Here is a 24,656-nt window from a genome sequence, read left to right on the forward strand (position 1 = left end):
ATTGTCACAAAGTCATAGCTGAATCTGCCGGTTTGTCATGAAACCGTTACAAACCTGTCACAAAAGGCTTACGCACGGCTCTTAGGGGTGCGGCAAGATCATCATGGGGGTGATCAAAAACAACCATTCTCAAGGAGACTGAGATGTCCTTTGTAAAACTGTCGGCTTCTGCTCTGGCGATTGCTGCCGTTTCGGCCACTACCGCTGCTGCACGTGATCAGGTTCAGGTTGCCGGTTCCTCGACCGTTCTGCCTTACGCTTCGATCGTTGCCGAAGCCTTCGGTGAAAACTTCGACTTCCCGACCCCTGTTGTTGAATCGGGCGGTTCCTCGGCTGGCCTGAAGCGTTTCTGCGAAGGTGTTGGCGAAAACACCATCGACGTTGCCAATGCTTCGCGCGCCATCCGTGAAAAAGAAGTAAAAGCCTGTGCCGAAAACGGCGTGACCGACATCATCGAAGTTCAGATCGGTTATGATGGCATCGTTTTCGCCTCCGACATCAACGGCAACTCGTTCGAGTTCACGCCGGAAGATTGGTACAAAGCCCTGTCCGCACAGATCGTTGTTGACGGTCAGCTGGTCGATAACCCGAACAAAACCTGGGCCGACGTGAACCCTACTTTCCCGGCGCAGCCGATCGCAGCTTTCATCCCGGGCACCAAGCACGGCACCCGTGAAGTGTTTGAAGACAAGGTGATCCTGGCCGGTTGTGAGCACCTGGGCGACTTTGACGTTTACAAAGCAGCCAACGGCGACGACAAGAAAGCTGCCGAGAAAGCCTGTATCGCTCTGCGTACGGACGGCGTTTCGGTCGACATCGACGGCGACTACACCGAAACTCTGGCGCGTATCGACAGCAACAAAGACGGCATCGGCGTCTTTGGTCTGGCCTTCTACGAGAACAACACCGACAAGCTGCAAGTTGCAACCATGTCCGGCATTGTTCCGACCACCGAGTCGATCGCAACCGGCGAATACCCAGTCTCGCGTCCGCTGTTCTTCTACGTGAAGAAAGCGCATATTGGCGTGATCCCCGGCCTGAAAGAATATGCTGAGTTCTTCGTCGCCGACGAGATCGCAGGCCCCGATGGTCCGTTGGCTGAATACGGCCTGGTTTCGGATCCCGAGCTGGTCAAAGTTCAGGAAGCTGTTGCGAACGAAACCGTTCTGGGCGGCGGCTCCTAATCACCCTTGCTTATGGAACCGGGGCGGTTTATGCGCGCCCCGGTTCTTTTTGACTCTTCTCCAGCCATTCCGACGGAGTTCCCATGGCACTATCCTGGCTGTTGCTCATCCTGCTTGCATTCGCAGTGATCGGATATTTCGCGGGGCGGTCCCGTGCCCTTGCAAGCGTAGGAGGAGACGCGCGCGATCTGCACTCTCTGCCGTCCTATTATGGCTACAATGTTGCGCTGACGGCGCTGGTGCCGGCGCTTGGCATTCTGGTCGTCTGGTTGCTGGCGCAGCCGATGATCGTAAACAGCACAGTCACCGGCATGATCCCCGACCACGCGATCCCTGAAGGCGCTGACCGCGGCCTGATCATGAGCGAGGTTCGGCGCGTTTCGAACGGGTTGGCCGGGGCCGTTGCGACCGGCGCGCTGAGCGAAGCGCAGGCTGGGAATGCCGATGCCGATATTGCCGAGCTGACCCAGACGTTGAAAGACTCAGGTCAGGTCCTGACTCAGGAGATTACCAAACCTATTCTGGCCGCGGCCCAGAAATACCGCAGCATGACGTCGACCGGAACGATAGCCATGCAGGTGATCGTTGTGATCGTCGCGCTGTTTGGTGCAGCCTTTGCCTATATCCGAACGCACAAGGAATTCCGCGCCCGCAACGTAGTGGAACAAGGCGTTCTGGCGCTGTTGCTGCTGGCGGCCTCGATTGCGATCCTGACAACGGTGGGCATCGTTTTGTCCATGTTCTTCGAGACGCTGAACTTCTTCCAACTGCACTCGTGGAAAGACTTCTTCTTCGGCAGCACATGGGCCCCGAACTTCCGTGGCGGCTCGGAACTGTCGATCCTGCCGCTTCTGTGGGGCACGCTCTATATCTCGGTGATCGCGTTGTTGGTGGCGGTGCCAATTGGCCTGTTCGCCGCGATTTACCTGTCGGAGTATGCCTCAGGCGCGACCCGCTCCATTGCCAAGCCATTGCTAGAGATCCTCGCCGGTATCCCGACCATCGTTTATGGTCTTTTTGCCTTGCTGACGGTTGGTCCTGCGCTGGTGTCGATGTTCGGCGAAGGCGGGGCGCTGGGAGTGGGCTGGATGGCCAGCTCGAACGCGGTACTAACGGCGGGTTTGGTTATGGGCATCATGCTGATCCCGTTCGTGTCGTCGCTGTCCGATGACATCATCAACGCGGTGCCGCAGTCGATGCGCGATGGCTCTCTGGGGCTGGGCGCTACGCATTCCGAGACTGTCCGTCAGGTGGTGCTGCCGGCCGCGCTGCCGGGGATCGTCGGAGCGATCTTGCTGGCCGCCAGCCGCGCCATCGGTGAGACGATGATCGTGGTGATGGCTGCCGGTGCAATCGCCAAATTCTCGGGCAACCCGTTCGAGGCAATGACCACGATCACCACTCGGATCGTCAGCCAGTTGACCGGCGATACCGACTTTGCCAGCCCTGAAACGTTGGTTGCGTTCGCGCTGGGTTTGACCCTGTTCATCATTACGCTGGGGCTGAACATCTTCGCCCTCTACATCGTACGCAAATACCGGGAGCAGTACGAATGACCGATATTTCCCAAACGCCCGCTGCTGCTCCGGCTGCGAAACCCAAAAAGGGGTCGTTGTTCGAGCAAGACGCACGGACCAAAAAGCGCAATGCAGCCGAATCCCGGTTTAAGATGTATGGCATTGCTGCCATCGGTATCGGCCTGCTGATGCTGATCGTGCTGGTCACAAACATTGTGACCGCAGGCACCGGCGCGTTCCAGCAGACGTTCCTTGAACTGAATGTTGAGCTGAAAGAAGACAAGCTGGACAAGAAGGGCAACCGCAATATCGAGGATATCAAGAAGGTCTCGACCTTTGGCTACGCGCCGCTGATCGCCTCGGCGATTGAGACGGAAGTGCAAGAGCTGGGTATCCAGACCGATCTTTCGCCCAAGGAGATGGGCAAAATCCTGTCCAAAGCCGCACAGGCCGAGCTGAGGAACTATGTGATCGCCAACCCCGATGAGATCGGCAAGACGGTCAGCTTCCGCTTTTTGGTCAACAGCCGTGTCGATGGCTATATGAAGGGTCGCGTGACCCGCGAATCCATCGCCAATGACAAAAGCATCACGGTTGCCCAGCTGGATTTCGTAGATCAACTGCGGGATGCGGGCGTGCTGTATAAGGCGTTCAACCCCGATTTCATCTTCGGCTCGGACGCGTCCGACCAACGGCCCGAGGCTGCGGGGATCGGTGTTTCGATGCTGGGCTCGCTGTTCATGATGTTCGTGGTGCTGGCTTTGGCGCTGCCGATTGGGGTGGCCGCCTCGATCTATCTTGAGGAGTTTGCGCCGCAGAACCGGCTGACCGATATCATCGAGGTGAATATCTCGAACCTGGCCGCCGTGCCGTCGATCGTGTTCGGTATTCTGGGTTTGGCCGTGTTCATCAACTACATGCATCTGCCGACCTCGGCACCGCTGGTGGGTGGTCTGGTTCTGACGCTGATGACTCTGCCGACGATCATCATCTCGACGCGTGCGTCGTTGAAGGCGGTTCCGCCGTCGATCCGCGATGCCGCACTTGGGGTAGGGGCCTCGAAAATGCAGGCGGTGTTCCACCATGTCTTGCCGCTGGCCGCGCCCGGTATTCTGACCGGCACCATCATCGGTCTGGCGCAGGCGCTGGGGGAAACCGCGCCGCTGCTGCTGATCGGGATGGTGGGCTTTATCGCCTCGAACCCGCCCGACGGGCTGGTGGCGGGCTTCCTGTCACCGAACTCGGCCATGCCGGCGCAGATCTACGAATGGTCCAAACGCGCTGACCCGGCCTTTTACGAACGCGCATGGGGAGGGATCATCATCCTGTTGATCTTCCTTGTGACAATGAACACCATCGCGGTCATCCTGCGCCGCCGCTTTGAACGCCGCTGGTAAGGGGCTTATTATGAACGACATGACACGAGTGGAGAGAGCCGTGGACTCCAAAGCCATCAAGATCGCCGCGAATAATGTGCAGGTCTACTACGGTGAGACGCACGCTATCAAAGACGTCAACGTCGAGATTGAAGACAAGACCGTGACCGCCTTTATCGGCCCGTCGGGCTGCGGCAAGTCTACCTTCCTGCGCTGCTTGAACCGGATGAATGACACGATCGACATCTGCCGGGTTCAGGGCGATATCCTGCTGGATGGCGAGGATATCTATGACAAGCGCGTCGATCCGGTACAGCTGCGCGCCAAAGTGGGCATGGTGTTCCAGAAGCCGAACCCTTTCCCTAAGTCGATCTATGACAACGTAGCCTACGGCCCGCGCATCCACGGCCTTGCCAAGAACAAGGCGGAACTGGATGAGATCGTTGAGAAATCCCTGCGTCGCGGTGCGATCTGGGATGAGGTCAAGGATCGTCTTGACGCCCCCGGCACCGGCCTGTCGGGCGGTCAGCAGCAGCGCCTGTGCATCGCCCGCGCCGTAGCGACCGAGCCCGAGGTTCTGCTGATGGACGAGCCTTGCTCGGCCCTGGACCCGATTGCAACTGCGCAGGTCGAAGAACTGATTGACGAGTTGCGCTCGCGTTATTCGGTGGTGATTGTGACCCACTCAATGCAGCAGGCCGCGCGAGTCAGCCAGAAAACTGCATTCTTCCATCTGGGCAACCTCGTCGAGTTCGGCGAGACGGGTCAGATCTTCACCAACCCCGAAGATCCCCGCACCGAAAGCTATATCACCGGCCGGATCGGCTGAGGACAGGTATCTGATCATGACCGAACAACATATTGCATCCGCCTTCGACCGCGATCTAGAAGCCATTCAGGCCCACATCATGAAGATGGGCGGGCTGGTCGAAGCCGCCATCATGGGTGCGGCCCGGTCGCTGGAAACGCGCGACGAGGAACTGGCGCAACAGGTCCGCGCAGGTGACAAGGCCATCGACGCGCTTGAGGAACTGATCGACGAGGAAACCGCCCGCCTGATCGCGCTGCGTGCGCCAACAGCCAGCGATCTGCGTCTGGTTCTGTCGGTTCTTAAAGTCTCTGGCAACCTTGAACGCATTGGCGATTATTCCAAGAACATCGCCAAACGTACCACGGTTCTGGTTAATGCGGGTGAGATCAACGGTAGCGCCGCAGCCTTGCGTCGCATGGCGCGTGAAGTCGAGCATATGCTGCGCGACGCGCTGGACGCGTACATCCAGCGTGACGCAGAATTGGCGACCGACGTGATCAACCGCGATGAAGAAGTGGACCAGATGTATAATGGTCTGTTCCGCGAATTTCTGACCTTCATGGCAGAAGATCCGCGCAACATCTCGTCCTGTATGCATCTGCATTTCATCGCCAAGAATATCGAGCGTATGGGCGATCACGTCACCGCAATCGCCGAGCAGGTCGTGTATCTGGTGACCGGCGAACGCCCCGCCGAAGCGCGGCCAAAGGCCGATGTAACCTCGCAATCCGTCTGAGGAGATTTCTGAGATGTCTGCCGATCAACCCACAGTGCTGGTGGTCGAGGATGAACTGGCCCAGCGTGAAGTGCTGGCTTATAATCTTGAAGCGGAAGGGTTCCGCGTATCCAAGGCGGCTAATGGCGACGAAGCCATGTTACTGGTGGACGAAGACAGCCCGGACATCATTGTCTTGGATTGGATGATGCCCAACCTGAGCGGGATCGAAGTCTGCCGCCGCCTCAAATCACGCCCTGACACACGCTCGATTCCGATCATCATGCTATCGGCCCGCACTGAAGAGGTCGATAAGGTGCGCGGTCTGGAAACCGGTGCTGATGACTATGTAGTCAAACCCTATTCGGTGGTTGAACTAATGGCACGGGTGCGGACGCAACTGCGCCGCGTGCGCCCGGCGACGGTTGGTATCCGATTGGAATTCGACGATATCATTCTGGACTCTGAAACTCACAAGGTCAGCCGCGGCAGCAAGCCTTTGAAACTGGGCCCGACTGAATTTCGGCTGCTGAGCACGTTTATGGAGAAACCAGGCCGTGTCTGGAGCCGTGAGCAATTGCTCGATCGGGTTTGGGGTCGCGATATCTATGTCGACACCCGAACGGTGGACGTCCATATCGGTCGCTTGCGTAAAGCTTTGACGCAACATGGCGGCGACGACCCAGTTCGAACCGTTCGCGGCGCGGGATACGCGTTGGGGTAGGGCGCGCGCTACCCTATGAGTTTTACTCATGAGGAAATGCAAAACTCTTTCTGTCCTTTGGCGCATCACCGGGTTAGGTTGCGCCGAAGCTGACAGAGCGGAGAAGCCCCATGAACGCCCCAGATACCAAACCGACCTTGCGTGCCAAAGATGCGCCGGACCTTGGGCGATTTGCGTGGGAGGACCCATTTCGCCTGTCTGATCAGTTGACTGAAGACGAACGGATGATCGCCGACAGCGCGCGGGCCTATGCGCACGAGAAACTGCAAACGCGGGTTCTGGAAGCGTTTCAGAACGAGGAAACCGATCCCGAGATTTTCCGCGAGATGGGCGAAATGGGCCTGCTGGGCACCACGATTCCCGAAGAATATGGGGGTATCGGGGCAGGGTATGTCGCCTACGGTCTTGTCGCGCGCGAGGTTGAGCGTGTGGATTCCGGCTATCGCTCGATGATGTCGGTGCAAAGTTCATTGGTGATGTACCCGATCTATGCCTATGGCAGTGAAGAACAGCGCCGCAAATACCTGCCGAAACTGGCCAGTGGTGAATGGATCGGTTGCTTTGGCCTGACAGAGCCCGATGCGGGCTCTGACCCGGCTGGTATGAAAACTCGAGCGGAAAAGATCGACGGCGGCTACCGTTTGACCGGTAGCAAGATGTGGATTTCAAACTCTCCGATCGCTGATGTTTTTGTCGTTTGGGCCAAGTCCGACGCACATGACGGGAAGATCCGGGGCTTTGTGCTTGAAAAAGGCCTGAAGGGCCTGAGCGCGCCGAAGATCCAAAACAAGATGAGCCTGCGCGCCTCGATTACCGGCGAAATCGTGCTGGACGGAGTTGAGGTTGACGAGGGCGCTTTGCTGCCCCACGTACAGGGGTTGAAAGGACCGTTTGGCTGCCTCAATCGCGCCCGGTATGGTATCAGTTGGGGTGCCATGGGGGCCGCGGAATGCTGCTGGCACGCGGCGCGTCAATACGGGCTGGACCGCAAGCAATTCGACAAACCCTTGGCGCAGACACAATTGTTCCAACGCAAACTGGCGGACATGCAGACCGAAATCGCGCTTGGTTTGCAAGCCAGCCTGCGTGTTGGTCGTTTGATGGATGACGCTGCTGCTGCGCCCGAGATGATCTCGATCGTAAAACGCAACAATTGCGGAAAAGCGTTGGACATCGCGCGGATGGCACGGGACATGCATGGGGGCAACGGTATCTCGCTGGAATTCCAGGTGATCCGCCATATGGTCAATCTGGAAACCGTGAACACCTACGAGGGGACGCATGACGTGCATGCGTTGATCCTGGGGCGTGCGCAAACGGGCCTGCAAGCCTTCTATTGAGTTTCGCGTAATTGGTATTATGGTAAAATAATGCCTGCGCGTGATTTGAACTTTGCACAGTTCCTCAAAGCCTTACGATGCTCTCCTGATAACCACTTCAGGAGCGCAAAATGCAATTGAACGGAAAAACCATCGTCATAACCGGCGCCGCTGGTGGTATTGGTAAAGGTCTCGCCGAACGGTTTGCGCAGCTTGGTGCAACGGTCGTCTGCTCGGATGTTGACTTGGACGCAGCGGAACGCGTTGCGAGCTCCATCGGTGGTCACGCTCTGCACTGCGATGTGTCCAGCGAAGATCATGTGAAGGCGTTGATCGATACCGTCGAAGATCAGATCGCGCCAATTGATCTGTTTTGCGCGAATGCCGGGATTTTGACGCTCGGCGGTTTTGATACACCCGATGCGGATTGGGATCGAACGTGGAAGATCAATGTCATGTCGCATGTCTGGGCCGCGCGACATCTGGTTCCAAAGATGCTGGCACGCGGCGGCGGTTATTTTTTGATGACCGCATCGGCTGCCGGGCTGTTGAATCAACCTGGTGCTGCGCCGTATGGCGTCACAAAACACGCAGCCGTTGGATTTGCCGAGTGGCTGGCGCTGACATATGGGCGCAAGGGTTTGAAAGTTTCGGTTCTGTGCCCACAGGCGGTGCGTTCAGACATGACCAAGGGATACGAAGTGTCTGTCGCGTCGATCGACGGTATGCTCGAACCGTCCGAGGTCGCGGAAGCCTGTGTTCAAGCCATTGAAGCAGAGCAGTTTCTGATCCTGCCGCATCCGCAGGTTCTGGACTATATGCGCCACAAAGCGACCAATTATGATCGGTGGCTGGGCGGAATGCAGAAGCTAAATCAAATTTTTATCGAGGATAATTGATCAAACTACCGCGCTCGTCGCATCAACCCTTCCTGTGCGATAGATGCAACCAATATGCCGTCCTGTGTGTAGATTGAACCACGATTGAAGCTGCGACCTCGACCGCCCCAGGGCGAATCCATTGAATACAGGTGCCACTTGTCGAAATGCACCGGTGCGTGGAACCACAAGGCGTGATCCAGGCTGGCTCCGTTGACCTCACCGGTAAACCAACTCAGGCCGTGGGGTCTTAGTCCCGAGCTGAGCAGGTACATGTCCGAAGCATAGGTCAACAGCAATTGCTGGGTGATTTGGTCCCTGCCCTGTGCGGCGTTCATTCGAAACCAAATGGCGTTTCGATCGTCGGACTTGTCAGGCGCGAACAGGTCCAGATGGTGGACTTCGCGTACATCGATCGGACGGTCGCGCATCAGCTCGGATCGCAGACGTTCGGGAACTCGATCCAGATATTGTCGTCTGACCTCGGACCGCGCGGGCAATCCCTCGGGGCCGGAGATGTCGGGCATTGGATGCTGGTGGTCCCAGCCGTCATCTGCAATATGGAAGGAGGCCGACATGTTAAGGATTTGTTTCCCGTGTTGGATCGCAATGACTCGGCGGGTGGTGAAAGAACCTCCATCTCGGGCCCGATCTACTTGATAAATAACGGGAATTGACGGATCGCCGGGGCGAATGAAATAGGCGTGCAAAGAATGGCACAGACGGTCTTCCACGGTACGGTATGCAGCAGACAGGGCCTGGGCGACGACTTGTCCACCAAATATCCGCGTCGGCGTTTCACCACCCGACCCTGTGCCACGAAACAGATCAACCTCAAGCCGTTCCAAAGACAACAGATCCAGAAGAATATGTTCGGCTTCGGTCATGTGGGGCTCTCCGATCTGTCTATGACATGGCGTAACAGGCTGCTGAAGGTCATTCAATCATTGCCCCAAGGACAAGCCCCTTGAGTTCCGACCGTGACGGATAGGAACTAGACGGCGAAAGCTGCGTAAAGAAGACGACAGTCACGTCATTGCTGCGGTCGATCCAGAAAAAGGTCGAGGCCATGCCGCCCCAACTGAAATCTCCCAAAGAGCCCGGTGTGGCTGTTCGACCCGGATCAATCACCACCGAACCGCCAAGGCCAAAGCCGGTACCTTCCATCGGTTGTTCCGCAAAACTACTTGGACCCATCGAGGCAATGTCGCCCGCTAAGTGATTGCGCATCATGAATTCTACCGTTCTGCTGCTGAGCAGGCGGTGTCCATTCCCCTGCCCCTTATTTCGCAATATCTGGACGAATTTAGCATAGTCGTCGATTGTGCCGACCAAACCGCCGCCCCCAGAGCACATGGTGGTGTCGAGAAAGGCAGAATCTTCGTAGCTATCTGTCAAACGCAGGCTGTCACCACCGGTCTCAGCCGAATTCAGATCCATCGCATTGCCAGCTAAGGGCGTGTAGAGTGATGCAAAACGGTCCCCGGCATCTTTGGGAACAGTAAATCCGGTCTCAGACATACCCAGCGGGTCAAAAATCTCTTCCTGAAAGAACTGATCCAGCGTTTTGCCAGACACGATTTCCACGACCCGGCCGATCACGTCGATGCCCACCGAATATTCCCAACGACTGCCGGGATGGAATGCCAGCGGCAGGTCAGCGAGCGCAGTCACCCGGTTCGCCAAAAGATCCTCACGCGGGCCAAAGACGATGGATTGATTTTCCATCGCACTCGGCAGCAGCCCGGGGTTAAACGGATAGCTCAAACCACTTGTATGGGTCAGCAATTGATGCAAGGTCGGGGTTGTCGAGGGTTCGGTTTGGTCCATCCGGCTTGCGCCCGGCACAAGGGCATGCATATTCGAAAACTCTGGAAGAAAGTCAGATACCTGCGCGTCGAGGTGAAAGTTTCCGCGTTCGGCAAGCATCATCAATGCCACAGACGTCACTGGCTTGGTCATTGAATAAATTCGGGCAATCGTGTCGCGCTGGAAAGGCAAGCTCTGCTCCACATTCCGAAGCCCGCAGGCGTGGAAGAATGCCTCTTGACCCTGATGGTGGATCAGGACGGAACTTCCTGCATACTTCCGCTCATCCACATAGCGTTGCATCCACATCGGAATGCGCCCGAGGCGGGAAGGGTCGAGCGTGGTCTGACTGCACATGTGGACGTCCTGACATTGCCTATCAATTCCCCGGATTTTGCCGGGCGTGGTCACCTAACGCAATGGGGATGCAGCTATTTCCATATGGCTGTTACACTCAACGGGTTAAAGAATCGACGAGTCGGGATGGAAGGATCAAAATCATGTCACAAACTCTGGATTTTATATATGATTTTTGCAGCCCGAACGCATTTCTGGCTCATAAGGTGATGCCAAAGCTGGTGGCGGATCATGGCGTGCAGATCAATTATGTGCCAGTTCTTCTGACGACAATTTTCAAAGCGACCAACAACCAAAGCCCGTTTCAGGCATTCTCGGAAAACCGTCAGAAAACTGCTTATCTGACCCATGATCTCCATCGCTATGCCCGTCGGCGCGGCGTAAGTTTTCATATGAGCCCCCATTTTCCGATCAACACCAAATTCGCCATGCGCGGAGCGGTCTTTGCCTCGGGAAAACAATGGGAAGCCAAATACATAGACGCGATCTTTGATGCTATCTGGGTGCATGGTCAAAAAGCAGATGAGATTACGGTGCTGATGGATATTCTACAAGACAACGAACTGCCTGTCCGAAAACTGCGCGAAGCGATGACAGAGCCGGGCATTAAGCAGCAACTAAAGGATCAGTCCAAAAATGCGGCCAAGCGCGGTGTTTTTGGTGTTCCCACATTTTTTGCAAGCTCCGAGATGTTTTTTGGCAAAAACAGCTTGCCCAATCTGGAACTTGAATTGTCACGTAGTGTGTGAGTTTGCGCCCTCAAGCGCTTTCAAGCCATACTGGGCAAACATCGGAACATAACCACCTAATTTTCTGGCTCTTTCCGGGTCCGAGGCATTGCCGTCCAAGGCGCGTTTGTAGACACCTTGCAGGATACCGGCCATGCGGAAAAAATTGAAAGCAAGGTAGAAACCGAAGTTGTCGATGCCCGGCAGTCCGCGGCGCTTGCAATAGGCTGCAATGAACTCGTTGTCCGACGGCAGGCCGAGGCTGGATCGGTCGATGCCTGCCAGGCCCCGCCCCTCTTTTCCCGGTGGCATTTGCCACTGCATGATCACCGCCGCCAGATCGGCATAGGGGTGGCCGATCGTAGAAAGTTCCCAGTCCAGAACGCCAATACAACGGGTGCCGTTCTTTTCGAATAGCATGTTGTCGATGCGATAGTCCCCATGAACCAGCGTTCTCTGGCCGTCATCAGCAGGCATTGACGCGTCGAGTAAAGAAATCAGTTGGTCCATCTGAGCAATGGTTTTGGTCTCGGACGCGCGGTATTGCTTGGTCCAGCGTGAGATCTGCCGTTCGAAATAATTTCCCGGCGGTCCAAAGTCGGAGAGGCCCACGTCCTGGATATCGACCATGTGGAGCTCGGCCAATACGCGGTTCATCTCTTCAAAAACACCGGCGCGCGTTTCCTTGGTTTCGCCTGTCATAGTCGGCTCAAGGAAGTTACGACCGTCCAGGCGCTCCATTACGTAAAAGGCCGATCCAATGACGGTGTCGTCCTCGCACAAAAGGAACATTTCGGGCACCGGCACTCGACTGTTCGACAGGGCTTTTTGAACCCGAAATTCCCGGTCCACGGCATGAGCGGATTTTAGGAGTATGCCAGGAGGTTTACGCCGCAAAACATAGACTTGCGTCGGTGTCTTCAATTCATATGTTGGGTTGGACTGACCGACGGCGAATTTAGTGGCCTCCAACGGGCCTCGATAGCCGTCGAGATGCGCGCTGAGATAGGCATCAACGGCCTTCAGGTCCAATTGCGTGTCCGTGGACATATCAGTCTCCTTACCGCTCACAGGGCCTCTGCGAAGATATTTCCCGCGGTCACCACATTAATCCCACCCGAAACCGGGATGACGGCTCCCGTGACATAGCTGCCGCCGCGACCGCACAGAAACAGCATGCAGCCCGCAATATCCTCATCCGCGCCGACCCGACCCAGCGGAACTGACTTTCCGACTTTGTCGCGGGTGGTTTCATCGGCAGTGGCAAAGGCGGTCATACGCGACACAAACGGCCCCGGTGCCAAGGCGTTGACTGTGATGTGGTAGGGCGAGAATTCCTTGGCCATGATCTTGGTCAGGTGCAAAACCGCTGCTTTAGAGGCTGAATAGCTGTAGGCGCCGTCGCCCATCGGTACCTCACCCATGACCGATCCCACATTGACAACACGGGCCGGATCATCGGCCGAACCTGATTTCATAAGCGTTGGCAACAGTTTCTGGGTCAATTCGAATATACCTGTTACATTCACCGACATGACCTTATCCCAGGCCTCATAAGGGAACTGTCCCATTGGCGCACCCCAAGACACGCCTGCGTTATTCATAAGGATATCAAGCTTGTCCGTGCGGTTGTGAACCTCGTCCACCAGCGCATCCACACCCTCTTTGCTACCAACGTCACCGGCAAACCCCTCTGCGCTGCCGGGCGCGTCCAGCGCATTGAGTTCGGCTGCTACGGTCTCGCACGCGTCCTGCTTGCGCGAGGCGATGAGAACCCTTGCACCGGCCCGTACCAGGGCTTCGGCGGCCATGCGGCCAATTCCCGTGGCACCGCCAGTTACCAGGGCTGTCTTTCCCTCTACCGAGAATAGGGATTCGGGTGTCATCGGGTGCTCCTCGTGTTTGTTCATTTGGCGCTGACATGGTGTCTGCATACGCGTACCGCTGCAACGTCATATCCTTGACAACGTATCGGGCTGCGCCAAACTTCCTCCTGTAGGAATAACAGGGATAACGGGGTCAACATGCAAGCTTTACTCAGCGTCGCTCCGGGTGGACCAGAAACTTTGGAACTGACCACCCTGCCCGATCCGCAGCCGGGCAAGGGCGAGTTGTTGGTGGGCGTCAAAGCCGCCGGGGTGAATTTTCCTGATACGCTGATGATCCGGGACCTCTACCAGATCAAACCGCCGCGCCCTTATGCTCCGGGTGGCGAGATTGCGGGTCAGGTGCTGGCGGTAGGTGAAGGTGCCGCTGGGTTCGAAGTCGGCGACCGTGTGTTGGCGCTGACCGGTCATGGCGGCTTCGCAACACATCTGACTATTCAGGCTTCGACTGCGGTGAAGTTCCCGGATTCCATGCCCTTTGAGGATGCCGCGTGTTTCATCTTTACTTACGGCACCTCTTATCACGCTCTGAAGGATCGCGCGGCGCTGAAGGCTGGCGAAACCCTGTTGATTCTGGGGGCTGCGGGTGGAGTAGGAACCGCTGCCATCGAATTGGGCAAGGCAATGGGCGCGCGTGTCATCGCCGCCGTGTCATCGGAAGAAAAAGCCGCGTTCTGTCGACAAGTTGGGGCGGATGATACAATCGTTTACGCGACCGAAATGGATCGGGACGCGCAAAAGGCTTTTTCATCCGATATCAAGGCGTTGGCTGGGCCAGTTGGTGTCGATGTTGTCTATGACGCGGTCGGCGGAGACTATGCGGAGCCCGCATTGCGTGCGATGGCGTGGGGTGGTCGTTTTCTGGTGGTGGGATTCCCGGCTGGGATTCCCAAAATTCCTCTGAACCTGCCACTGTTGAAAGGCTGTCAGATTGTTGGAGTGTTTTGGGGCGCTTCGGTCTTCAGAGACCCTGCAGGACACGCGGAGAACGTGCAGGAACTGTTCCAGTTCTACGACGCTGCCAGGATCAAGCCGCAAATCAGCACGACGTTTCCACTGGAAAAAGCCGCTGAGGCTTTGTCCTTACTATCCGGGCGCGGTGCCTTGGGCAAAATTGTCGTGACGATGCTCTGACAACCCTACAATAAGGGAGGGCCGGTGTTGCGTTGCAGCACTGCGTTCGGGCAACCAGGAAAGTGACGCAGCGCTGGCGGTGGACAAGGGGACCCATTGGCGTTTAAGAACCAAAAAAAACGGGAACAGTGAAAAAAATGCGTAAAGCTCTGATTTTAAACGGCCCGAACCTGAATCTGCTGGGCACGCGTCAGCCAGAGGTATATGGTAAAACAACCCTGAAAATGGTTGAGGAAATGTGCGTAACGCACGGAGAAACAATCGGTTTCGAAGTCGCACATATGCAGTCGAACCATGAAGGTGCCTTGCTGGACGCGATCCACGCAGCCAAAGGGACGCAGGACGGCATCATCCTGAACGCCGGTGCCTATACCCATACGTCTATTGCGCTGATGGACGCTATCGCCTCGGTCGAGCTTCCCACCATCGAGGTGCATCTGTCAAACATCCATGCACGCGAGAGCTTTCGCCATACCTCGTATATCTCGAAAGTTGTCGTCGGCCAGATTTGTGGCTTTGGTGCGCAAAGCTACATCCTGGCGTTGGACGCGCTGGCTGGGTTCCTTGACCGTGAGGGCGCTTAATGAGGCTGAGTGAGTATCTTTATTTCCTGAGCTACACCAAAACGCTTGAGGAATTGTGGGATGCCCACTGCCGCCAAATGGCTGAATACGGCTTCGACCGGCTGTTGTACGGGTATACGCGCTACAAGACCCCGACCTCGTTGGGCGACCCGGAAGATTTTGTCATTCTCACCAACCATACCAAACCCTATCTGGATGGGTTCCTGCGCAGTGGGCTTTATTTTCATGCGCCGATGCTGAAATGGGCGCTGGAAAATGAAGGTGCGGCCAGTTGGCAGATGACGCAGGATATGATGATGTCCGGCGCTTTGACTGCGCAGGAGTTGGAAGTGCTTGAGTTCAACCGCTCGAAGGGTGTTGTTGCCGGGTATACGGTTAGCTTTACGTCAGTGTCGGCGCGGTCGAAAGGTGCGATTTCTCTATCTGCCTGTGGCGCACGGTCTCAGGAAGATGTGGATGCAATCTGGGCAGAGCACGGCGAAGATATTTTGCTGATGAACAATATGGCGCATCTCAAGATCCTGACCCTGCCTTACAACGCTCCAAACAGAGCTCTGACAAAGCGCCAAAGAGAGGCGCTGGAGTGGGTCGGAGATGGAAAAACCACGCAGGATATCGCGCTGCTGATGGGCCTGACAGCAGCCACTGTTGAGAAACATTTGCGTCTGGCGCGTGAGTCGCTGGCGGTCGAAACCACAGCCCAGGCGGTTCTGAAGGCATCTTTTCAAAATCAGATGTTCGTGATGGAGGCCTAAACCCCAATTTTTTGACGCTCACCTGCGTCAATTTACCTAGGGTAAGGAAAACATTACTTTTCGATTCTGACCCGTAGTTGCAAAATGAGAGCGTTCCGTGAGTGGTGGCTTTAGCCTGGGAACATTTGGTCGGATCTTTGTGATTTCAGGGCTCTCCGGCCGCTCTGACACAGGGGCGTCTATTCGTCCACGTACCTATGTCGGAAATCCGGGGGGCCTCGACCATCCCCATCATGCGGGGCCCCCCAACCCTATCCTTCAATGCCAGGCGCTTCGGCGTCTTTTTTTGTGCGCGCAAGAAAAAACCGGCCACGCCTTGCGCGACCGGTTCTTAAAGTGTCCCGGACCCCAAGAGGTCCGGAAAATCGCTTAACCCTGGGCTGCTTTTGCAACTTCGGCGGCGAAGTCTTCTTTTTCCACCACGATGCCTTCGCCAACTTCCAGACGGATAAAGCCGGTGATGGTTGCGCCTGCTTCTTTGGCGGCTGCTTCAACGGTCAGGTCAGGGTTCACAACGAACGACTGGTTCAGCAGAGTTGATTCAGCCACGAATTTCTTCATACGGCCTTCGATCATCTTCTCGATCACCTGCTCCGGTTTGCCGGATTCGCGGGCGATGTCCATCTGAACCTGCTTTTCCTTCTCGACGACCGCCGGGTCCATGTCGGCCTCGGACAGAGCTGCCGGGTTCACAGCTGCGATGTGCATCGCAACCTGCTTGCCGATCGCTTCGTCGCCACCGGTCAGAGCGACCAGAACGCCGATTTTGCCCATGCCGTTGGTGGCTGCGTTGTGGACGTAAGACACAACAGTGTCACCCGACAGTTTCGCCATGCGGCGCACCGACATGTTCTCGCCGATGGTGGCGATCTTGTCGGTCAGAGTGTCGGCAACGGATTTGCCACCCAAGTCAGCCGCCAGCAGAGCGTCAACGTCTGCAACGCCTTCGGCTGCAAATGCGATCTTGCCGACCATTTCCTGGAATTCAGCGTTTTTCGCAACGAAGTCGGTTTCCGAGTTCACTTCGACAGCAACACCGTTGCCACCGTTGACGTGAACAGCAACCAGACCTTCTGCTGCGGTACGGCCCGATTTCTTGGCCGCTTTCGCCAGGCCTTTGGTGCGCAGCCAGTCAACGGCCTCGTCCATGTTGCCGCCGGTTTCGGTCAGGGCTTTTTTCGCGTCCATCATGCCTGCGCCTGTGCTGTCGCGCAGTTCTTTAACCATTGCTGCTGTGATTGCCATCTTTTGGCTCTCCTCAATTCAAACGGAATTGGGGCAGGTCATACCCTGCCCCATGTGTCAATTACGTGACGGGCAGCTTACGCTTCAGCCGGAGCTTCAGCGGCTTCTTCTGCAACGACTTCTTCAACCGGTGCTTCTTCGAATGCACCCAGGTCTACGCCAGCAGCACCCATCTGAGCGGTCATGCCGTCCAGAGCGGCGCGAGCGGCCAGGTCACAATACAGACCGATGGCGCGGGCTGCGTCGTCGTTGCCGGGGATGATGTAGTCAACACCGTCGGGCGAGCAGTTGGTGTCGACAACAGCCACAACCGGGATACCCAGCTTGTTGGCTTCGGCGATGGCCAGTGCTTCTTTTTTGACGTCGATGACGAACAGCAGATCAGGAACGCCGCCCATCTCGCGGATACCGCCCAGCGAAGCCTGCAGCTTCTGTTGGTCACGCTCCATGCCCAGACGCTCTTTCTTGGTCAGGCCTTCTGCGCCGGCTTCCATTGCTTCGTCGATCTGGTTCAGACGGTTGATCGACTGGGAAACGGTTTTCCAGTTGGTCAGCGTACCGCCCAGCCAGCGGTGGTTCATGTAGTACTGAGCCGACTTTTCAGCCGCTTCGGCGATCGGGCCAGCGGCCTGACGCTTGGTACCAACGAACAGAACGCGGCCACCTTTTGCAACGGTGTCACGAACAGCCTGCAGAGCCTGATCCAGCATCGGAACGGTCTGGGTCAGGTCCATGATGTGGATGCCATTGCGCGAGCCGTAGATGAACGGGCCCATGCGGGGATTCCAACGCTGTGTCTGGTGACCAAAGTGAACGCCAGCTTCCAGCAGCTGACGCATGGTGAACTCGGGAAGAGCCATGCTATTTTCCTTTTCCGGTTTACGCCTTGGCGGGGGTGAAAGAAGCGGATGCTCCAACCGGCGGGCCTGATGAGGATGTCTCCCTGCAAAAAGCCCAAACCCCGCCTGCGGGTTTGAATGGCGCGCGTATACGGCAGGTTTTGGTGCAACGCAAGAGGCTTTCGCCCCTATTTTTCAAGCCGCGCCAAGCTATGGGCATGACGGACGGCTTCCTCGCAATGAGCAGCCAACGCTTTGCGGTTTTCAAAATCGCTGACCTTGGCGGGTGTGTGGTAGATCAACTCGACCCAGCCTTGCCGACGGGCGCCCAGCGTTTTCAGCAAATGCGGACCGAAATCCATATCTCCCCACCACCCATAGAACCTGTTGGGTTGTCCGGCAGGTGCATGGTAAATAACGGAAACCGGCTGCACATACATGAATTCGCGCAGTTCATCTGTAAAGAATGCAGCAAAGAGTGTTGTTTTAAAGGGCAAAACCCTGATTCCATCGGTCGAGGTGCCTTCCGGGAAGAACACCAACTTATGACCTGCGGACAAGCGTTCCTGAAACAACAAGGTTTGCTCGCGCGCCTTTTTACGGTTGCGTTCGATGAAAACCGTACCGGTTGCGCGGGCGAGCCAGCCGATGCCGGGCCACCTTGCAACCTCGGCCTTGGAGACGAAATAGACCCTTTTGCGAGCATTAAGTGCGAAAATATCCAACCACGAAGAGTGATTGGCCACCACTGCCCCACGTTGCGTCATCAACTCACCCGAGCTGCGAAATCCCATCCCCAGAATGCGAAACGCGTTTCGGCAGACGAATTGCGTGATGAAGGGCGTGATTGGGCGACGCACCCCATAGAGCGGTCGTTCGATCAGTCGCAGGATCAGTAGAATAATCAGACCGCCGAAGACTAACACCGCCAGTGGCAGACCACGCAAGATGACCAGAATCCAGCCGATAAGGCCCAACTCAATGGGATCAGGCGCGTCTTCGCTGTGCCAGGATGCGTCGCTCAAGGGTTATGCTCCGGAATAGATGCGCCGTTGGCGCTCGTTCATACGCGCTGTGTCCAGGATCAGGCACACGTCCGTTGTGTTGAAGGCATAGTCGATGAAAGCGCCCTCGCCCACGAACCCGCCCAGCCGAAGATAGGCTTTGATCAGCGCTGGAACCTGCACCATGGCTGCACGGCGATCCAGCGCATCCACGTCCACCAAGTCCATCGGCTGAAACACATCGGGTTGCGCCCGCACCCTCAGGTCTGGCGGGGCGAGGTGGTTGTGATGCAACATCGACAGAGGCTGCTCCAGCGCCTGAACATCAGTGCCATGAAAGCTGGCGACGCCGAACAGAACTTCAATCTGGCGCGCGTTCACATAGGCGGCCAGACCGTTCCACAGATGATACATTGCCGTGCCGCCGCGATAGTCAGGGTGGAGGCAGGATCGCCCCAATTCCAACAGCTTGCGACCGCTGTCTTTCAGAACGCTCACATCATATTCGTCTTCGGAATAAAACTGCCCCAGATCTGCTGCACGTTCACCCGGTAACAGCCTGTAAACGCCCACAGTTTCGCCGGTCTGGTCGTCGATGGCCAGCATATGGTCAAAATACGGGTCGAACCGGTCCTGCTCTAGCCCTGCGTCGTGGTCCACCATCTCTCCGCCACCGCCCAGTTCGCGCACGAAGACGTCATAGCGCAGCCGCTGCGCGGCACGCAGTTCGGCCTCGGTCTCGGCGAGTTTGACGGTGAAGGATGGGCCTGTACCCGACATCAGAAAGTCCCTGTGGTTTCAGGGCTGATACCGCAGGTGTCGGGGGAATGGCAACATCGCCTGAACCGGTTGGATGTTAACTATTCCTAAACCAGTTTCACGGATCAAAGACGGGCATCAGGGCGATGCGAGATCCGTCAATCACCACCTTTCCCTGCTCGCGGAAGTTCACGGTGATCTTGCCGCCGATATTGGACTGCACCTGTCCAATGCCCCAATCGGGGAAATCGGGGTGGCGGACAAACATGCCCGGTGCAAGAATGGCATTGAGGTCTGACATGACTGGGCTCCGGGTCCGGCGGCAGATACAGCAGGAGGTACGCATGAGCGCAACAGACGTCAACCTGGCCGAGCTGATCGGCTCGCGGATCTGTCATGATCTGATCAGCCCGATCGGCGCGATCACCAACGGGCTGGAGCTGCTGGAAATGGTTGGCGGCACCCAAGGCCCCGAGATGGAGCTGATTTCGGGTAGCGTCGGCAGCGCAGGCGCGCGTATCCGCTTTTTCCGGGTGGCGTTTGGATCGGCCAGCGATCAACCCCTGGGCCGCGCCGAAGTCAGTGCCTTGCTGAAAGATGTCGAAGCCGCAGGTCGCGTTCGTGTGAGCTGGAACCTGACCGAGGCGGTGCCGCGCAATCAGGTCAAACTGGCGTTTCTGGCGCTGATGTGCTGCGAAAGCGCGATGCCCTTCGGGGGTGAGGTGACGATCCGCAACGATGTCGATCAATGGACCGTGACGGGCGTGGCAGACAAGCTGAACATCGATAGCGATCTGTGGAATAACCTGCCCAAGGGTCGGTTTGCTGATAAGGTCACCCCCGCCAAGGTGCAATTCGCCCTTCTGCCGGAAACGGCGCATGCGATGCGGCGGCGGATTACGGCGGAAACCACCGCAACCCGCGTCGAGATCAGGTTTTAGGCGCGGACCGTCCCGTTGCCCCGCACAAGGTATTGAAAACTGGTCAGTTGGGCGGCCCCAACCGGCCCACGGGCATGCATTTTGCCCGTGGCAATCCCGATCTCGGCCCCCATTCCGAACTCGCCGCCATCGGCGAACTGGGTTGAGGCGTTGTGCATCAGGATCGCGCTGTCCAGCCGTTCAAAGAACCGGACCGCAGCTTGCGGGTCCTCGGTCATGATACAGTCGGTGTGGTTCGAGCCGAATTGACGGATATGCGCGATGGCCTCATCGATATCTGCTACGGGCTTAGCGGCGATGATACTGTCGAGGAATTCTTTACCCCAATCCTCATCCGTCGCTTTCAACGCACCGTCGAGAGCCAAGGAGCCCTCGGCGTGAATCTCAACTCCGGCGGCCAGCAGCGCGGTGATGACATCCCGCCCCAGCGTTTCAGCAATGTCCTGATGGATCAGCAGGCACTCGGCGGCACCGCATATCCCCGTCCGCCGGGTCTTGGCGTTCAGCACGACCTCAAGAGTTTTCGCGGGGTCTGCCGCCTTGTCGATATAGATATGAACAATGCCTTCGAGATGAGCAAAGACAGGAACGCGGGCTTCGCGCTGAACCAATCCGACCAGCCCCTTGCCACCACGAGGCACGATCACGTCTACAAAGTCCGTCATGGTGAGCAATTCCTGAACGGCTGCTCGGTCGCGTGTGGGTACTAGTTGGATCGCGTCTTCAGGCAGGTTTGCGGCCTTCAGACCCTCGACCAAACAAGCATGGATCGCGCCAGACGAATGGAAGCTTTCCGAGCCCCCTCGCAGGATCACCGCATTGCCCGATTTCAGGCACAGCGCACCCGCATCCGCTGTTACATTCGGGCGGCTTTCATAGATCACTCCGATCACACCCAGAGGCGTGCGCACGCGCTGGATATGCAGCCCCGAGGGCATGTCCCATTCGGTCAGAATCTCGCCCACCGGGTCGGTCTGATCGGCCACCGTGCGCAGCCCATCGACCATCCCCTGAATTCGGGATTCGTCCAGCATCAGACGGTCCATCATCGCTGGGCTCAGGCCCTTGTCGCGCCCAAATTCCAGATCCTTCTTGTTGGCTTCGATAATCTCAGCGCGGCGAGCCCAGACGGCCTCGGCCGCGGCGATCAGAGCGGCGTGTTTGCGTTCTGCACTGGCAAAGGCCAACTCAGCAGCAGCAGCCTTGGCGCGCGCGCCCAAATCGGCCATCAGGGCGGGAATGCTGTCGAAATCCTTCATCTTGGGTGCCTTTCCTGTTGTCCTATAGCGCCAGATCGTCCCGGTGGATCAACACGGCGCGACCAGGATAGCCCAGCGTTGCCTCGATCTCGGATGATTTACGCCCTTTTATCGCGTCCGCCTCTTGCGCGGTATATCGGCTGAGACCCTGCGCCAAACGCCGCGCCTGCGGGTCGATGATGGCCACAGGATCGCCGCGCTGAAAATCGCCGGTCACTTCGACAATACCTGCAGGCAGCAAGCTTTTGCCATTTCCAAGCGCACGCGCCGCGCCGGCATCCACCACAATCTCGCCACGTGGCTTCATCGCCGAGATCCAGCGTTTGCGCGCCGCGTGCGGATCGACGGTGGCCGTGAACCACGTGCAGTTCGCACCATTCTCAAGCGTATTCAACGGGTTCAAGGGCGATCCTTCGGTAATCGCCATATCGCAACCCGCTGCCGTCGCCATCTTGGCCGCCAGCAATTTAGTCTTCATCCCACCCTTGGAAAGGCCCGAACCAGCGTCACCGGCCATCGCCTCGATCTCGGGCGTGATGTCCTTAATCACATCATAGCGCGTGGCCGAGGCGTCCTCGGTCGGGTTCCCGGTATAGAACCCGTCCACATCCGACAGCAGGATCAGTTGATCGGCGCCGACTGTAACAGCGATTTGCGCCGCGAGGCGGTCATTGTCGCCATATCGGATCTCATCTGTGGCGACTGTATCGTTTTCGTTGACAATCGGGACAACACCCAGTCCCAACAGGGTCTCAAGCGTCGCGCGCGAGTTCAGATAGCGGCGGCGATCAGAACTGTCCTCTAGCGTGACAAGAACTTGCGCCGTGGTGATATTGTGCGGCGCAAGAGCCTCCTCATAAGCGCGGGCCAGCCGGATTTGACCGACAGCGGCAGCGGCCTGAGATTGTTCCAGCGGCAAGGTCGCCATCGGCAGGCCCAGTACCCCACGCCCCAGAGCAATCGACCCAGAGGACACCAGAATGACATCCGTCCCCTGCCCCTTGAGCCACGCCACGTCCTGCGCCAGCGAATGCAGCCAGTCGGACCGCAACAACCCCGTATCCCGATCCACCAGCAAGGCAGATCCGATCTTTACAACCAGACGTTTCGCCGAGGTCAGGGTTGCCAAGGCGCGGCCTCCTCGGCGGGTTTGTGACGAAGGCGGTTGTCGTCAATTTCCGCGCGCAGGGCGCGCAGAACCTCGGTCACGCCCAAATGTGCGACGCCAGACATAGTCATGACTGGGCCGCCTACGGCCTCTTCCAACTCAGACTTGGCCAGTTCGCGTTCCTCATCATCCAGCGCGTCGACCTTGTTCAGCACGGTGATCCGGGGTTTCTCGGCCAGCTCACCGCCATAAGCCTCAAGCTCGTGAATGATGGTGCGGTAATCCTCGGCCACGGTTTCCGAGGTGCCATCGACCAGATGCAGCAAAACCGCGCAGCGTTCCACATGGCCCAGAAAGCGGTCGCCGATACCGCGCCCTTCATGGGCGCCTTCGATCAGGCCGGGGATGTCGGCCACAACGAATTCGACGCTATCCACACCCACAACACCCAGATTGGGATGCAGCGTGGTAAACGGATAATCGGCAATCTTGGGCCGTGCGTTCGAGGTGGCTGCCAGAAAGGTTGACTTGCCCGCATTGGGCATCCCCAAAAGGCCTACATCGGCGATCAGTTTCAGCCGCAGCCAGATGGTGCGGTCGATCCCCGCCTGACCCGGATTGGCCCGGCGCGGGGCCTGGTTGGTGGCCGATTTAAAGTGCAGGTTGCCGAAGCCGCCATTGCCGCCCTTGGCCAGCAGCACGCGCTGCCCGACCTCGGTCAGGTCGCAGATGACGGTTTCTTCGTCCTCGTCCAGAATCTCGGTCCCAACAGGTACGCGGAGGACAATGTCATCGCCATCCTTACCGGTGCGCTGCTGCCCGCGGCCGGGCTGGCCGTTTTTGGCAAAGAAATGTTGCTGATAACGGAAGTCGATCAGCGTGTTCAGACTGTCTACAACCTCAACCCAGACGGAGCCGCCCTTGCCGCCATCGCCGCCATCCGGACCGCCATATTCGATGTATTTTTCGCGCCGAAAGCTGACGCAGCCGCCACCTCCGGCCCCGGACCGGATGTAGACCTTTGCAAGATCGAGAAATTTCATGACTGTCCCCTACTGCAAAGGCCCCATCGGCCACAAGTCAGAGTTTCTTTGTATATGTCCAGGTGGACACGTTCGCGTCACGCGCCACCGAGTACGTTTCGGCGTCGCCCAGATATTCGAACCCGCAATGGGTCAAGACCCGCGCCGAGGCCGGGTTGTCTTGAAACACGCTGGCGAACATCGTGGCGTTTTCCAGCGGGTTCGCCGCAACCAGCGTTTCCACCGCCATCGAAGCAATTCCGGTGTTCCAATAGACCGGCGCAACCCAATAGCCCACCTCGGACTGGTTGCGATCCAGCCGTGTCAGCGAGATCAAACCGATCAGTTCCGGCCCGCCGTCCTTGGTGGCATCCATCGCCCAGACGTCTTCGTCCCGGTCCTCGGACATGGCGCGGTTCACAAATGCCTCGATCGAGCCAGGCGGCAATGGATGCGGAATAGACGACGTCATCCGCGCCACGCGCTCATCACCTGCATAATGTTCAATGAGACCCATATCCGACCGGCGCAACGGGCGCAGGTCGAACCGCTCGGTTTCAATCACCGGCTGGTTTATTATTGTCTCAAGCTTCATGAGTGCGGTCCTCCTCCGAACAACACGTAAATTGCGGACGTAACAGTGAAACCAATTACAGCCCACATCAGATATTTGCGGCCCAGACGATCTTCAACCGCATGGGC

At 57.4% G+C, this 24,656-nt stretch carries 26 protein-coding genes; 13 read left to right on the forward strand and 13 right to left on the reverse strand.

Annotation, left to right across the window (positions count from 1 at the left end):
• The first annotated feature begins 143 nt into the window (after positions 1 to 143).
• The 8 genes from ACR0CA_RS02360 to ACR0CA_RS02395 all read left to right on the forward strand — a co-directional run bounded on the left by ACR0CA_RS02360 (position 144) and on the right by ACR0CA_RS02395 (position 8,545).
• On the forward strand, positions 144 to 1,184 hold the full coding sequence (locus ACR0CA_RS02360) for a substrate-binding domain-containing protein (protein WP_480897332.1): 1,041 nt from the start codon (positions 144 to 146) through the stop codon (positions 1,182 to 1,184).
• 83 nt (positions 1,185 to 1,267) lie between these two features.
• Complete coding sequence (gene pstC, locus ACR0CA_RS02365) at positions 1,268 to 2,740, forward strand: phosphate ABC transporter permease subunit PstC (protein ID WP_480897333.1); 1,473 nt, start codon at positions 1,268 to 1,270, stop codon at positions 2,738 to 2,740.
• The gene (pstA, locus tag ACR0CA_RS02370; protein ID WP_170769757.1) at positions 2,737 to 4,098 is read left to right on the forward strand and encodes a phosphate ABC transporter permease PstA; all 1,362 of its coding nucleotides are present in this window, start codon (positions 2,737 to 2,739) and stop codon (positions 4,096 to 4,098) included. The genes pstC and pstA overlap by 4 nt, the downstream gene beginning before the upstream one ends.
• 10 nt (positions 4,099 to 4,108) lie before the next feature.
• Positions 4,109 to 4,906 carry a phosphate ABC transporter ATP-binding protein PstB gene (pstB, locus tag ACR0CA_RS02375; RefSeq protein ID WP_170769756.1) on the forward strand — a complete coding sequence of 266 codons (798 nt, stop codon included), beginning with the start codon at positions 4,109 to 4,111 and terminating at the stop codon, positions 4,904 to 4,906.
• A 16-nt stretch (positions 4,907 to 4,922) separates the two neighbouring features.
• A complete protein-coding gene (gene phoU, locus ACR0CA_RS02380; protein ID WP_170769755.1) occupies positions 4,923 to 5,624 on the forward strand; it encodes a phosphate signaling complex protein PhoU in 702 nt (233 codons plus the stop codon).
• Between the two features lie 13 nt (positions 5,625 to 5,637).
• On the forward strand, positions 5,638 to 6,327 hold the full coding sequence (gene phoB / locus ACR0CA_RS02385; protein ID WP_170769754.1) for a phosphate regulon transcriptional regulator PhoB: 690 nt from the start codon (positions 5,638 to 5,640) through the stop codon (positions 6,325 to 6,327).
• A gap of 110 nt (positions 6,328 to 6,437) precedes the next feature.
• Positions 6,438 to 7,667, forward strand: a complete 1,230-nt coding sequence (locus ACR0CA_RS02390; RefSeq protein WP_480897334.1) for an acyl-CoA dehydrogenase — start codon at positions 6,438 to 6,440, stop codon at positions 7,665 to 7,667.
• Between the two features lie 110 nt (positions 7,668 to 7,777).
• On the forward strand, positions 7,778 to 8,545 hold the full coding sequence (locus ACR0CA_RS02395) for an SDR family oxidoreductase (protein ID WP_480897335.1): 768 nt from the start codon (positions 7,778 to 7,780) through the stop codon (positions 8,543 to 8,545).
• A gap of 5 nt (positions 8,546 to 8,550) precedes the next feature.
• On the opposite strand, the gene ACR0CA_RS02400 is transcribed toward ACR0CA_RS02395, so the two are convergent.
• Together ACR0CA_RS02400 and ACR0CA_RS02405 are read right to left on the reverse strand one after the other, a co-directional pair.
• Positions 8,551 to 9,411: an acyl-CoA thioesterase gene (locus ACR0CA_RS02400; RefSeq protein WP_480504314.1), complete on the reverse strand. Its 861-nt coding sequence runs from the start codon at positions 9,409 to 9,411 to the stop codon at positions 8,551 to 8,553.
• Between the two features lie 49 nt (positions 9,412 to 9,460).
• Positions 9,461 to 10,690 carry a serine hydrolase domain-containing protein gene (locus ACR0CA_RS02405; protein ID WP_480897337.1) on the reverse strand — a complete coding sequence of 410 codons (1,230 nt, stop codon included), beginning with the start codon at positions 10,688 to 10,690 and terminating at the stop codon, positions 9,461 to 9,463.
• Positions 10,691 to 10,833: 143 nt separating this feature from the next.
• Between ACR0CA_RS02405 and ACR0CA_RS02410 the strand changes: the two genes are divergently transcribed.
• Positions 10,834 to 11,439 (forward strand): DsbA family protein, encoded by a 606-nt coding sequence (locus ACR0CA_RS02410; RefSeq protein ID WP_480897338.1) that lies wholly within the window; start codon positions 10,834 to 10,836, stop codon positions 11,437 to 11,439.
• Here the strand turns inward: ACR0CA_RS02410 and ACR0CA_RS02415 are convergent.
• Positions 11,425 to 12,468, reverse strand: a complete 1,044-nt coding sequence (locus tag ACR0CA_RS02415) for a phosphotransferase family protein (RefSeq protein WP_480504317.1) — start codon at positions 12,466 to 12,468, stop codon at positions 11,425 to 11,427. The genes ACR0CA_RS02410 and ACR0CA_RS02415 overlap by 15 nt on opposite strands.
• A 17-nt stretch (positions 12,469 to 12,485) precedes the next feature.
• Positions 12,486 to 13,304 carry an SDR family oxidoreductase gene (locus tag ACR0CA_RS02420; protein WP_170769747.1) on the reverse strand — a complete coding sequence of 273 codons (819 nt, stop codon included), beginning with the start codon at positions 13,302 to 13,304 and terminating at the stop codon, positions 12,486 to 12,488.
• Between the two features lie 138 nt (positions 13,305 to 13,442).
• On the opposite strand from ACR0CA_RS02420, the gene ACR0CA_RS02425 reads away from it, so the two are divergent.
• From ACR0CA_RS02425 to ACR0CA_RS02435, 3 genes are all read left to right on the forward strand, one after another.
• Entirely contained in the window at positions 13,443 to 14,438 is a 996-nt protein-coding gene (locus ACR0CA_RS02425) for an NADPH:quinone oxidoreductase family protein (RefSeq protein WP_480504319.1), read from the forward strand.
• Positions 14,439 to 14,575: 137 nt separating this feature from the next.
• Positions 14,576 to 15,022: a type II 3-dehydroquinate dehydratase gene (gene aroQ / locus ACR0CA_RS02430; RefSeq protein WP_170769745.1), complete on the forward strand. Its 447-nt coding sequence runs from the start codon at positions 14,576 to 14,578 to the stop codon at positions 15,020 to 15,022.
• Positions 15,022 to 15,777, forward strand: coding sequence for a helix-turn-helix transcriptional regulator (locus tag ACR0CA_RS02435; protein WP_170769744.1), 756 nt, complete (start codon positions 15,022 to 15,024; stop codon positions 15,775 to 15,777). The genes aroQ and ACR0CA_RS02435 overlap by 1 nt, the downstream gene beginning before the upstream one ends.
• A 369-nt stretch (positions 15,778 to 16,146) precedes the next feature.
• Here ACR0CA_RS02435 and tsf read toward each other — a convergent pair whose 3' ends face one another.
• From tsf to ACR0CA_RS02460, 5 genes are all read right to left on the reverse strand, one after another.
• Positions 16,147 to 17,022, reverse strand: a complete 876-nt coding sequence (tsf, locus tag ACR0CA_RS02440; RefSeq protein ID WP_170354186.1) for a translation elongation factor Ts — start codon at positions 17,020 to 17,022, stop codon at positions 16,147 to 16,149.
• Between the two features lie 77 nt (positions 17,023 to 17,099).
• Positions 17,100 to 17,882 carry a 30S ribosomal protein S2 gene (rpsB, locus tag ACR0CA_RS02445; RefSeq protein WP_170769743.1) on the reverse strand — a complete coding sequence of 261 codons (783 nt, stop codon included), beginning with the start codon at positions 17,880 to 17,882 and terminating at the stop codon, positions 17,100 to 17,102.
• A 167-nt stretch (positions 17,883 to 18,049) separates the two neighbouring features.
• Positions 18,050 to 18,886 carry a lyso-ornithine lipid O-acyltransferase gene (olsA, locus tag ACR0CA_RS02450; protein WP_480897339.1) on the reverse strand — a complete coding sequence of 279 codons (837 nt, stop codon included), beginning with the start codon at positions 18,884 to 18,886 and terminating at the stop codon, positions 18,050 to 18,052.
• Between the two features lie 3 nt (positions 18,887 to 18,889).
• Positions 18,890 to 19,645, reverse strand: coding sequence for an L-ornithine N(alpha)-acyltransferase (gene olsB / locus ACR0CA_RS02455; protein WP_480860372.1), 756 nt, complete (start codon positions 19,643 to 19,645; stop codon positions 18,890 to 18,892).
• A 97-nt stretch (positions 19,646 to 19,742) separates the two neighbouring features.
• Positions 19,743 to 19,925 carry a DUF3553 domain-containing protein gene (locus ACR0CA_RS02460; RefSeq protein ID WP_170769740.1) on the reverse strand — a complete coding sequence of 61 codons (183 nt, stop codon included), beginning with the start codon at positions 19,923 to 19,925 and terminating at the stop codon, positions 19,743 to 19,745.
• Positions 19,926 to 19,968: 43 nt separating this feature from the next.
• Between ACR0CA_RS02460 and ACR0CA_RS02465 the strand changes: the two genes are divergently transcribed.
• Positions 19,969 to 20,565 carry a histidine phosphotransferase family protein gene (locus ACR0CA_RS02465; protein ID WP_480897340.1) on the forward strand — a complete coding sequence of 199 codons (597 nt, stop codon included), beginning with the start codon at positions 19,969 to 19,971 and terminating at the stop codon, positions 20,563 to 20,565.
• Here ACR0CA_RS02465 and ACR0CA_RS02470 read toward each other — a convergent pair.
• The 4 genes from ACR0CA_RS02470 to ACR0CA_RS02485 are packed head-to-tail and all read right to left on the reverse strand — an operon-like array spanning position 20,562 to position 24,549.
• Positions 20,562 to 21,824, reverse strand: coding sequence for a glutamate-5-semialdehyde dehydrogenase (locus tag ACR0CA_RS02470; RefSeq protein WP_480897341.1), 1,263 nt, complete (start codon positions 21,822 to 21,824; stop codon positions 20,562 to 20,564). The two genes, ACR0CA_RS02465 and ACR0CA_RS02470, sit on opposite strands and share 4 nt — an antisense overlap.
• 22 nt (positions 21,825 to 21,846) lie before the next feature.
• On the reverse strand, positions 21,847 to 22,953 hold the full coding sequence (gene proB / locus ACR0CA_RS02475) for a glutamate 5-kinase (protein WP_170786742.1): 1,107 nt from the start codon (positions 22,951 to 22,953) through the stop codon (positions 21,847 to 21,849).
• The gene (gene obgE / locus ACR0CA_RS02480; protein ID WP_480897342.1) at positions 22,941 to 23,975 is read right to left on the reverse strand and encodes a GTPase ObgE; all 1,035 of its coding nucleotides are present in this window, start codon (positions 23,973 to 23,975) and stop codon (positions 22,941 to 22,943) included. The genes proB and obgE overlap by 13 nt, the downstream gene beginning before the upstream one ends.
• A gap of 37 nt (positions 23,976 to 24,012) precedes the next feature.
• Positions 24,013 to 24,549: a GNAT family N-acetyltransferase gene (locus tag ACR0CA_RS02485; RefSeq protein ID WP_170769735.1), complete on the reverse strand. Its 537-nt coding sequence runs from the start codon at positions 24,547 to 24,549 to the stop codon at positions 24,013 to 24,015.
• Positions 24,550 to 24,656 lie beyond the last annotated feature (107 nt).

The sequence above is a fragment of the Ruegeria sp. F12 genome, from assembly GCF_056533885.1.

Coding starts and splice junctions, on each gene's coding strand:
- ACR0CA_RS02360 (WP_480897332.1), top strand. CDS start 144: ATGTCCTTTGTAAAACTGTCGGCTTCTGCTCTGGCGATTGCTGCCGTT.
- pstC (WP_480897333.1), top strand. CDS start 1,268: ATGGCACTATCCTGGCTGTTGCTCATCCTGCTTGCATTCGCAGTGATC.
- pstA (WP_170769757.1), top strand. CDS start 2,737: ATGACCGATATTTCCCAAACGCCCGCTGCTGCTCCGGCTGCGAAACCC.
- pstB (WP_170769756.1), top strand. CDS start 4,109: ATGAACGACATGACACGAGTGGAGAGAGCCGTGGACTCCAAAGCCATC.
- phoU (WP_170769755.1), top strand. CDS start 4,923: ATGACCGAACAACATATTGCATCCGCCTTCGACCGCGATCTAGAAGCC.
- phoB (WP_170769754.1), top strand. CDS start 5,638: ATGTCTGCCGATCAACCCACAGTGCTGGTGGTCGAGGATGAACTGGCC.
- ACR0CA_RS02390 (WP_480897334.1), top strand. CDS start 6,438: ATGAACGCCCCAGATACCAAACCGACCTTGCGTGCCAAAGATGCGCCG.
- ACR0CA_RS02395 (WP_480897335.1), top strand. CDS start 7,778: ATGCAATTGAACGGAAAAACCATCGTCATAACCGGCGCCGCTGGTGGT.
- ACR0CA_RS02400 (WP_480504314.1), bottom strand. CDS start 9,411: ATGACCGAAGCCGAACATATTCTTCTGGATCTGTTGTCTTTGGAACGG.
- ACR0CA_RS02405 (WP_480897337.1), bottom strand. CDS start 10,690: ATGTGCAGTCAGACCACGCTCGACCCTTCCCGCCTCGGGCGCATTCCG.
- ACR0CA_RS02410 (WP_480897338.1), top strand. CDS start 10,834: ATGTCACAAACTCTGGATTTTATATATGATTTTTGCAGCCCGAACGCA.
- ACR0CA_RS02415 (WP_480504317.1), bottom strand. CDS start 12,468: ATGTCCACGGACACGCAATTGGACCTGAAGGCCGTTGATGCCTATCTC.
- ACR0CA_RS02420 (WP_170769747.1), bottom strand. CDS start 13,304: ATGACACCCGAATCCCTATTCTCGGTAGAGGGAAAGACAGCCCTGGTA.
- ACR0CA_RS02425 (WP_480504319.1), top strand. CDS start 13,443: ATGCAAGCTTTACTCAGCGTCGCTCCGGGTGGACCAGAAACTTTGGAA.
- aroQ (WP_170769745.1), top strand. CDS start 14,576: ATGCGTAAAGCTCTGATTTTAAACGGCCCGAACCTGAATCTGCTGGGC.
- ACR0CA_RS02435 (WP_170769744.1), top strand. CDS start 15,022: ATGAGGCTGAGTGAGTATCTTTATTTCCTGAGCTACACCAAAACGCTT.
- tsf (WP_170354186.1), bottom strand. CDS start 17,022: ATGGCAATCACAGCAGCAATGGTTAAAGAACTGCGCGACAGCACAGGC.
- rpsB (WP_170769743.1), bottom strand. CDS start 17,882: ATGGCTCTTCCCGAGTTCACCATGCGTCAGCTGCTGGAAGCTGGCGTT.
- olsB (WP_480860372.1), bottom strand. CDS start 19,645: ATGTCGGGTACAGGCCCATCCTTCACCGTCAAACTCGCCGAGACCGAG.
- ACR0CA_RS02460 (WP_170769740.1), bottom strand. CDS start 19,925: ATGTCAGACCTCAATGCCATTCTTGCACCGGGCATGTTTGTCCGCCAC.
- ACR0CA_RS02465 (WP_480897340.1), top strand. CDS start 19,969: ATGAGCGCAACAGACGTCAACCTGGCCGAGCTGATCGGCTCGCGGATC.
- ACR0CA_RS02470 (WP_480897341.1), bottom strand. CDS start 21,824: ATGAAGGATTTCGACAGCATTCCCGCCCTGATGGCCGATTTGGGCGCG.
- obgE (WP_480897342.1), bottom strand. CDS start 23,975: ATGAAATTTCTCGATCTTGCAAAGGTCTACATCCGGTCCGGGGCCGGA.
- ACR0CA_RS02485 (WP_170769735.1), bottom strand. CDS start 24,549: ATGAAGCTTGAGACAATAATAAACCAGCCGGTGATTGAAACCGAGCGG.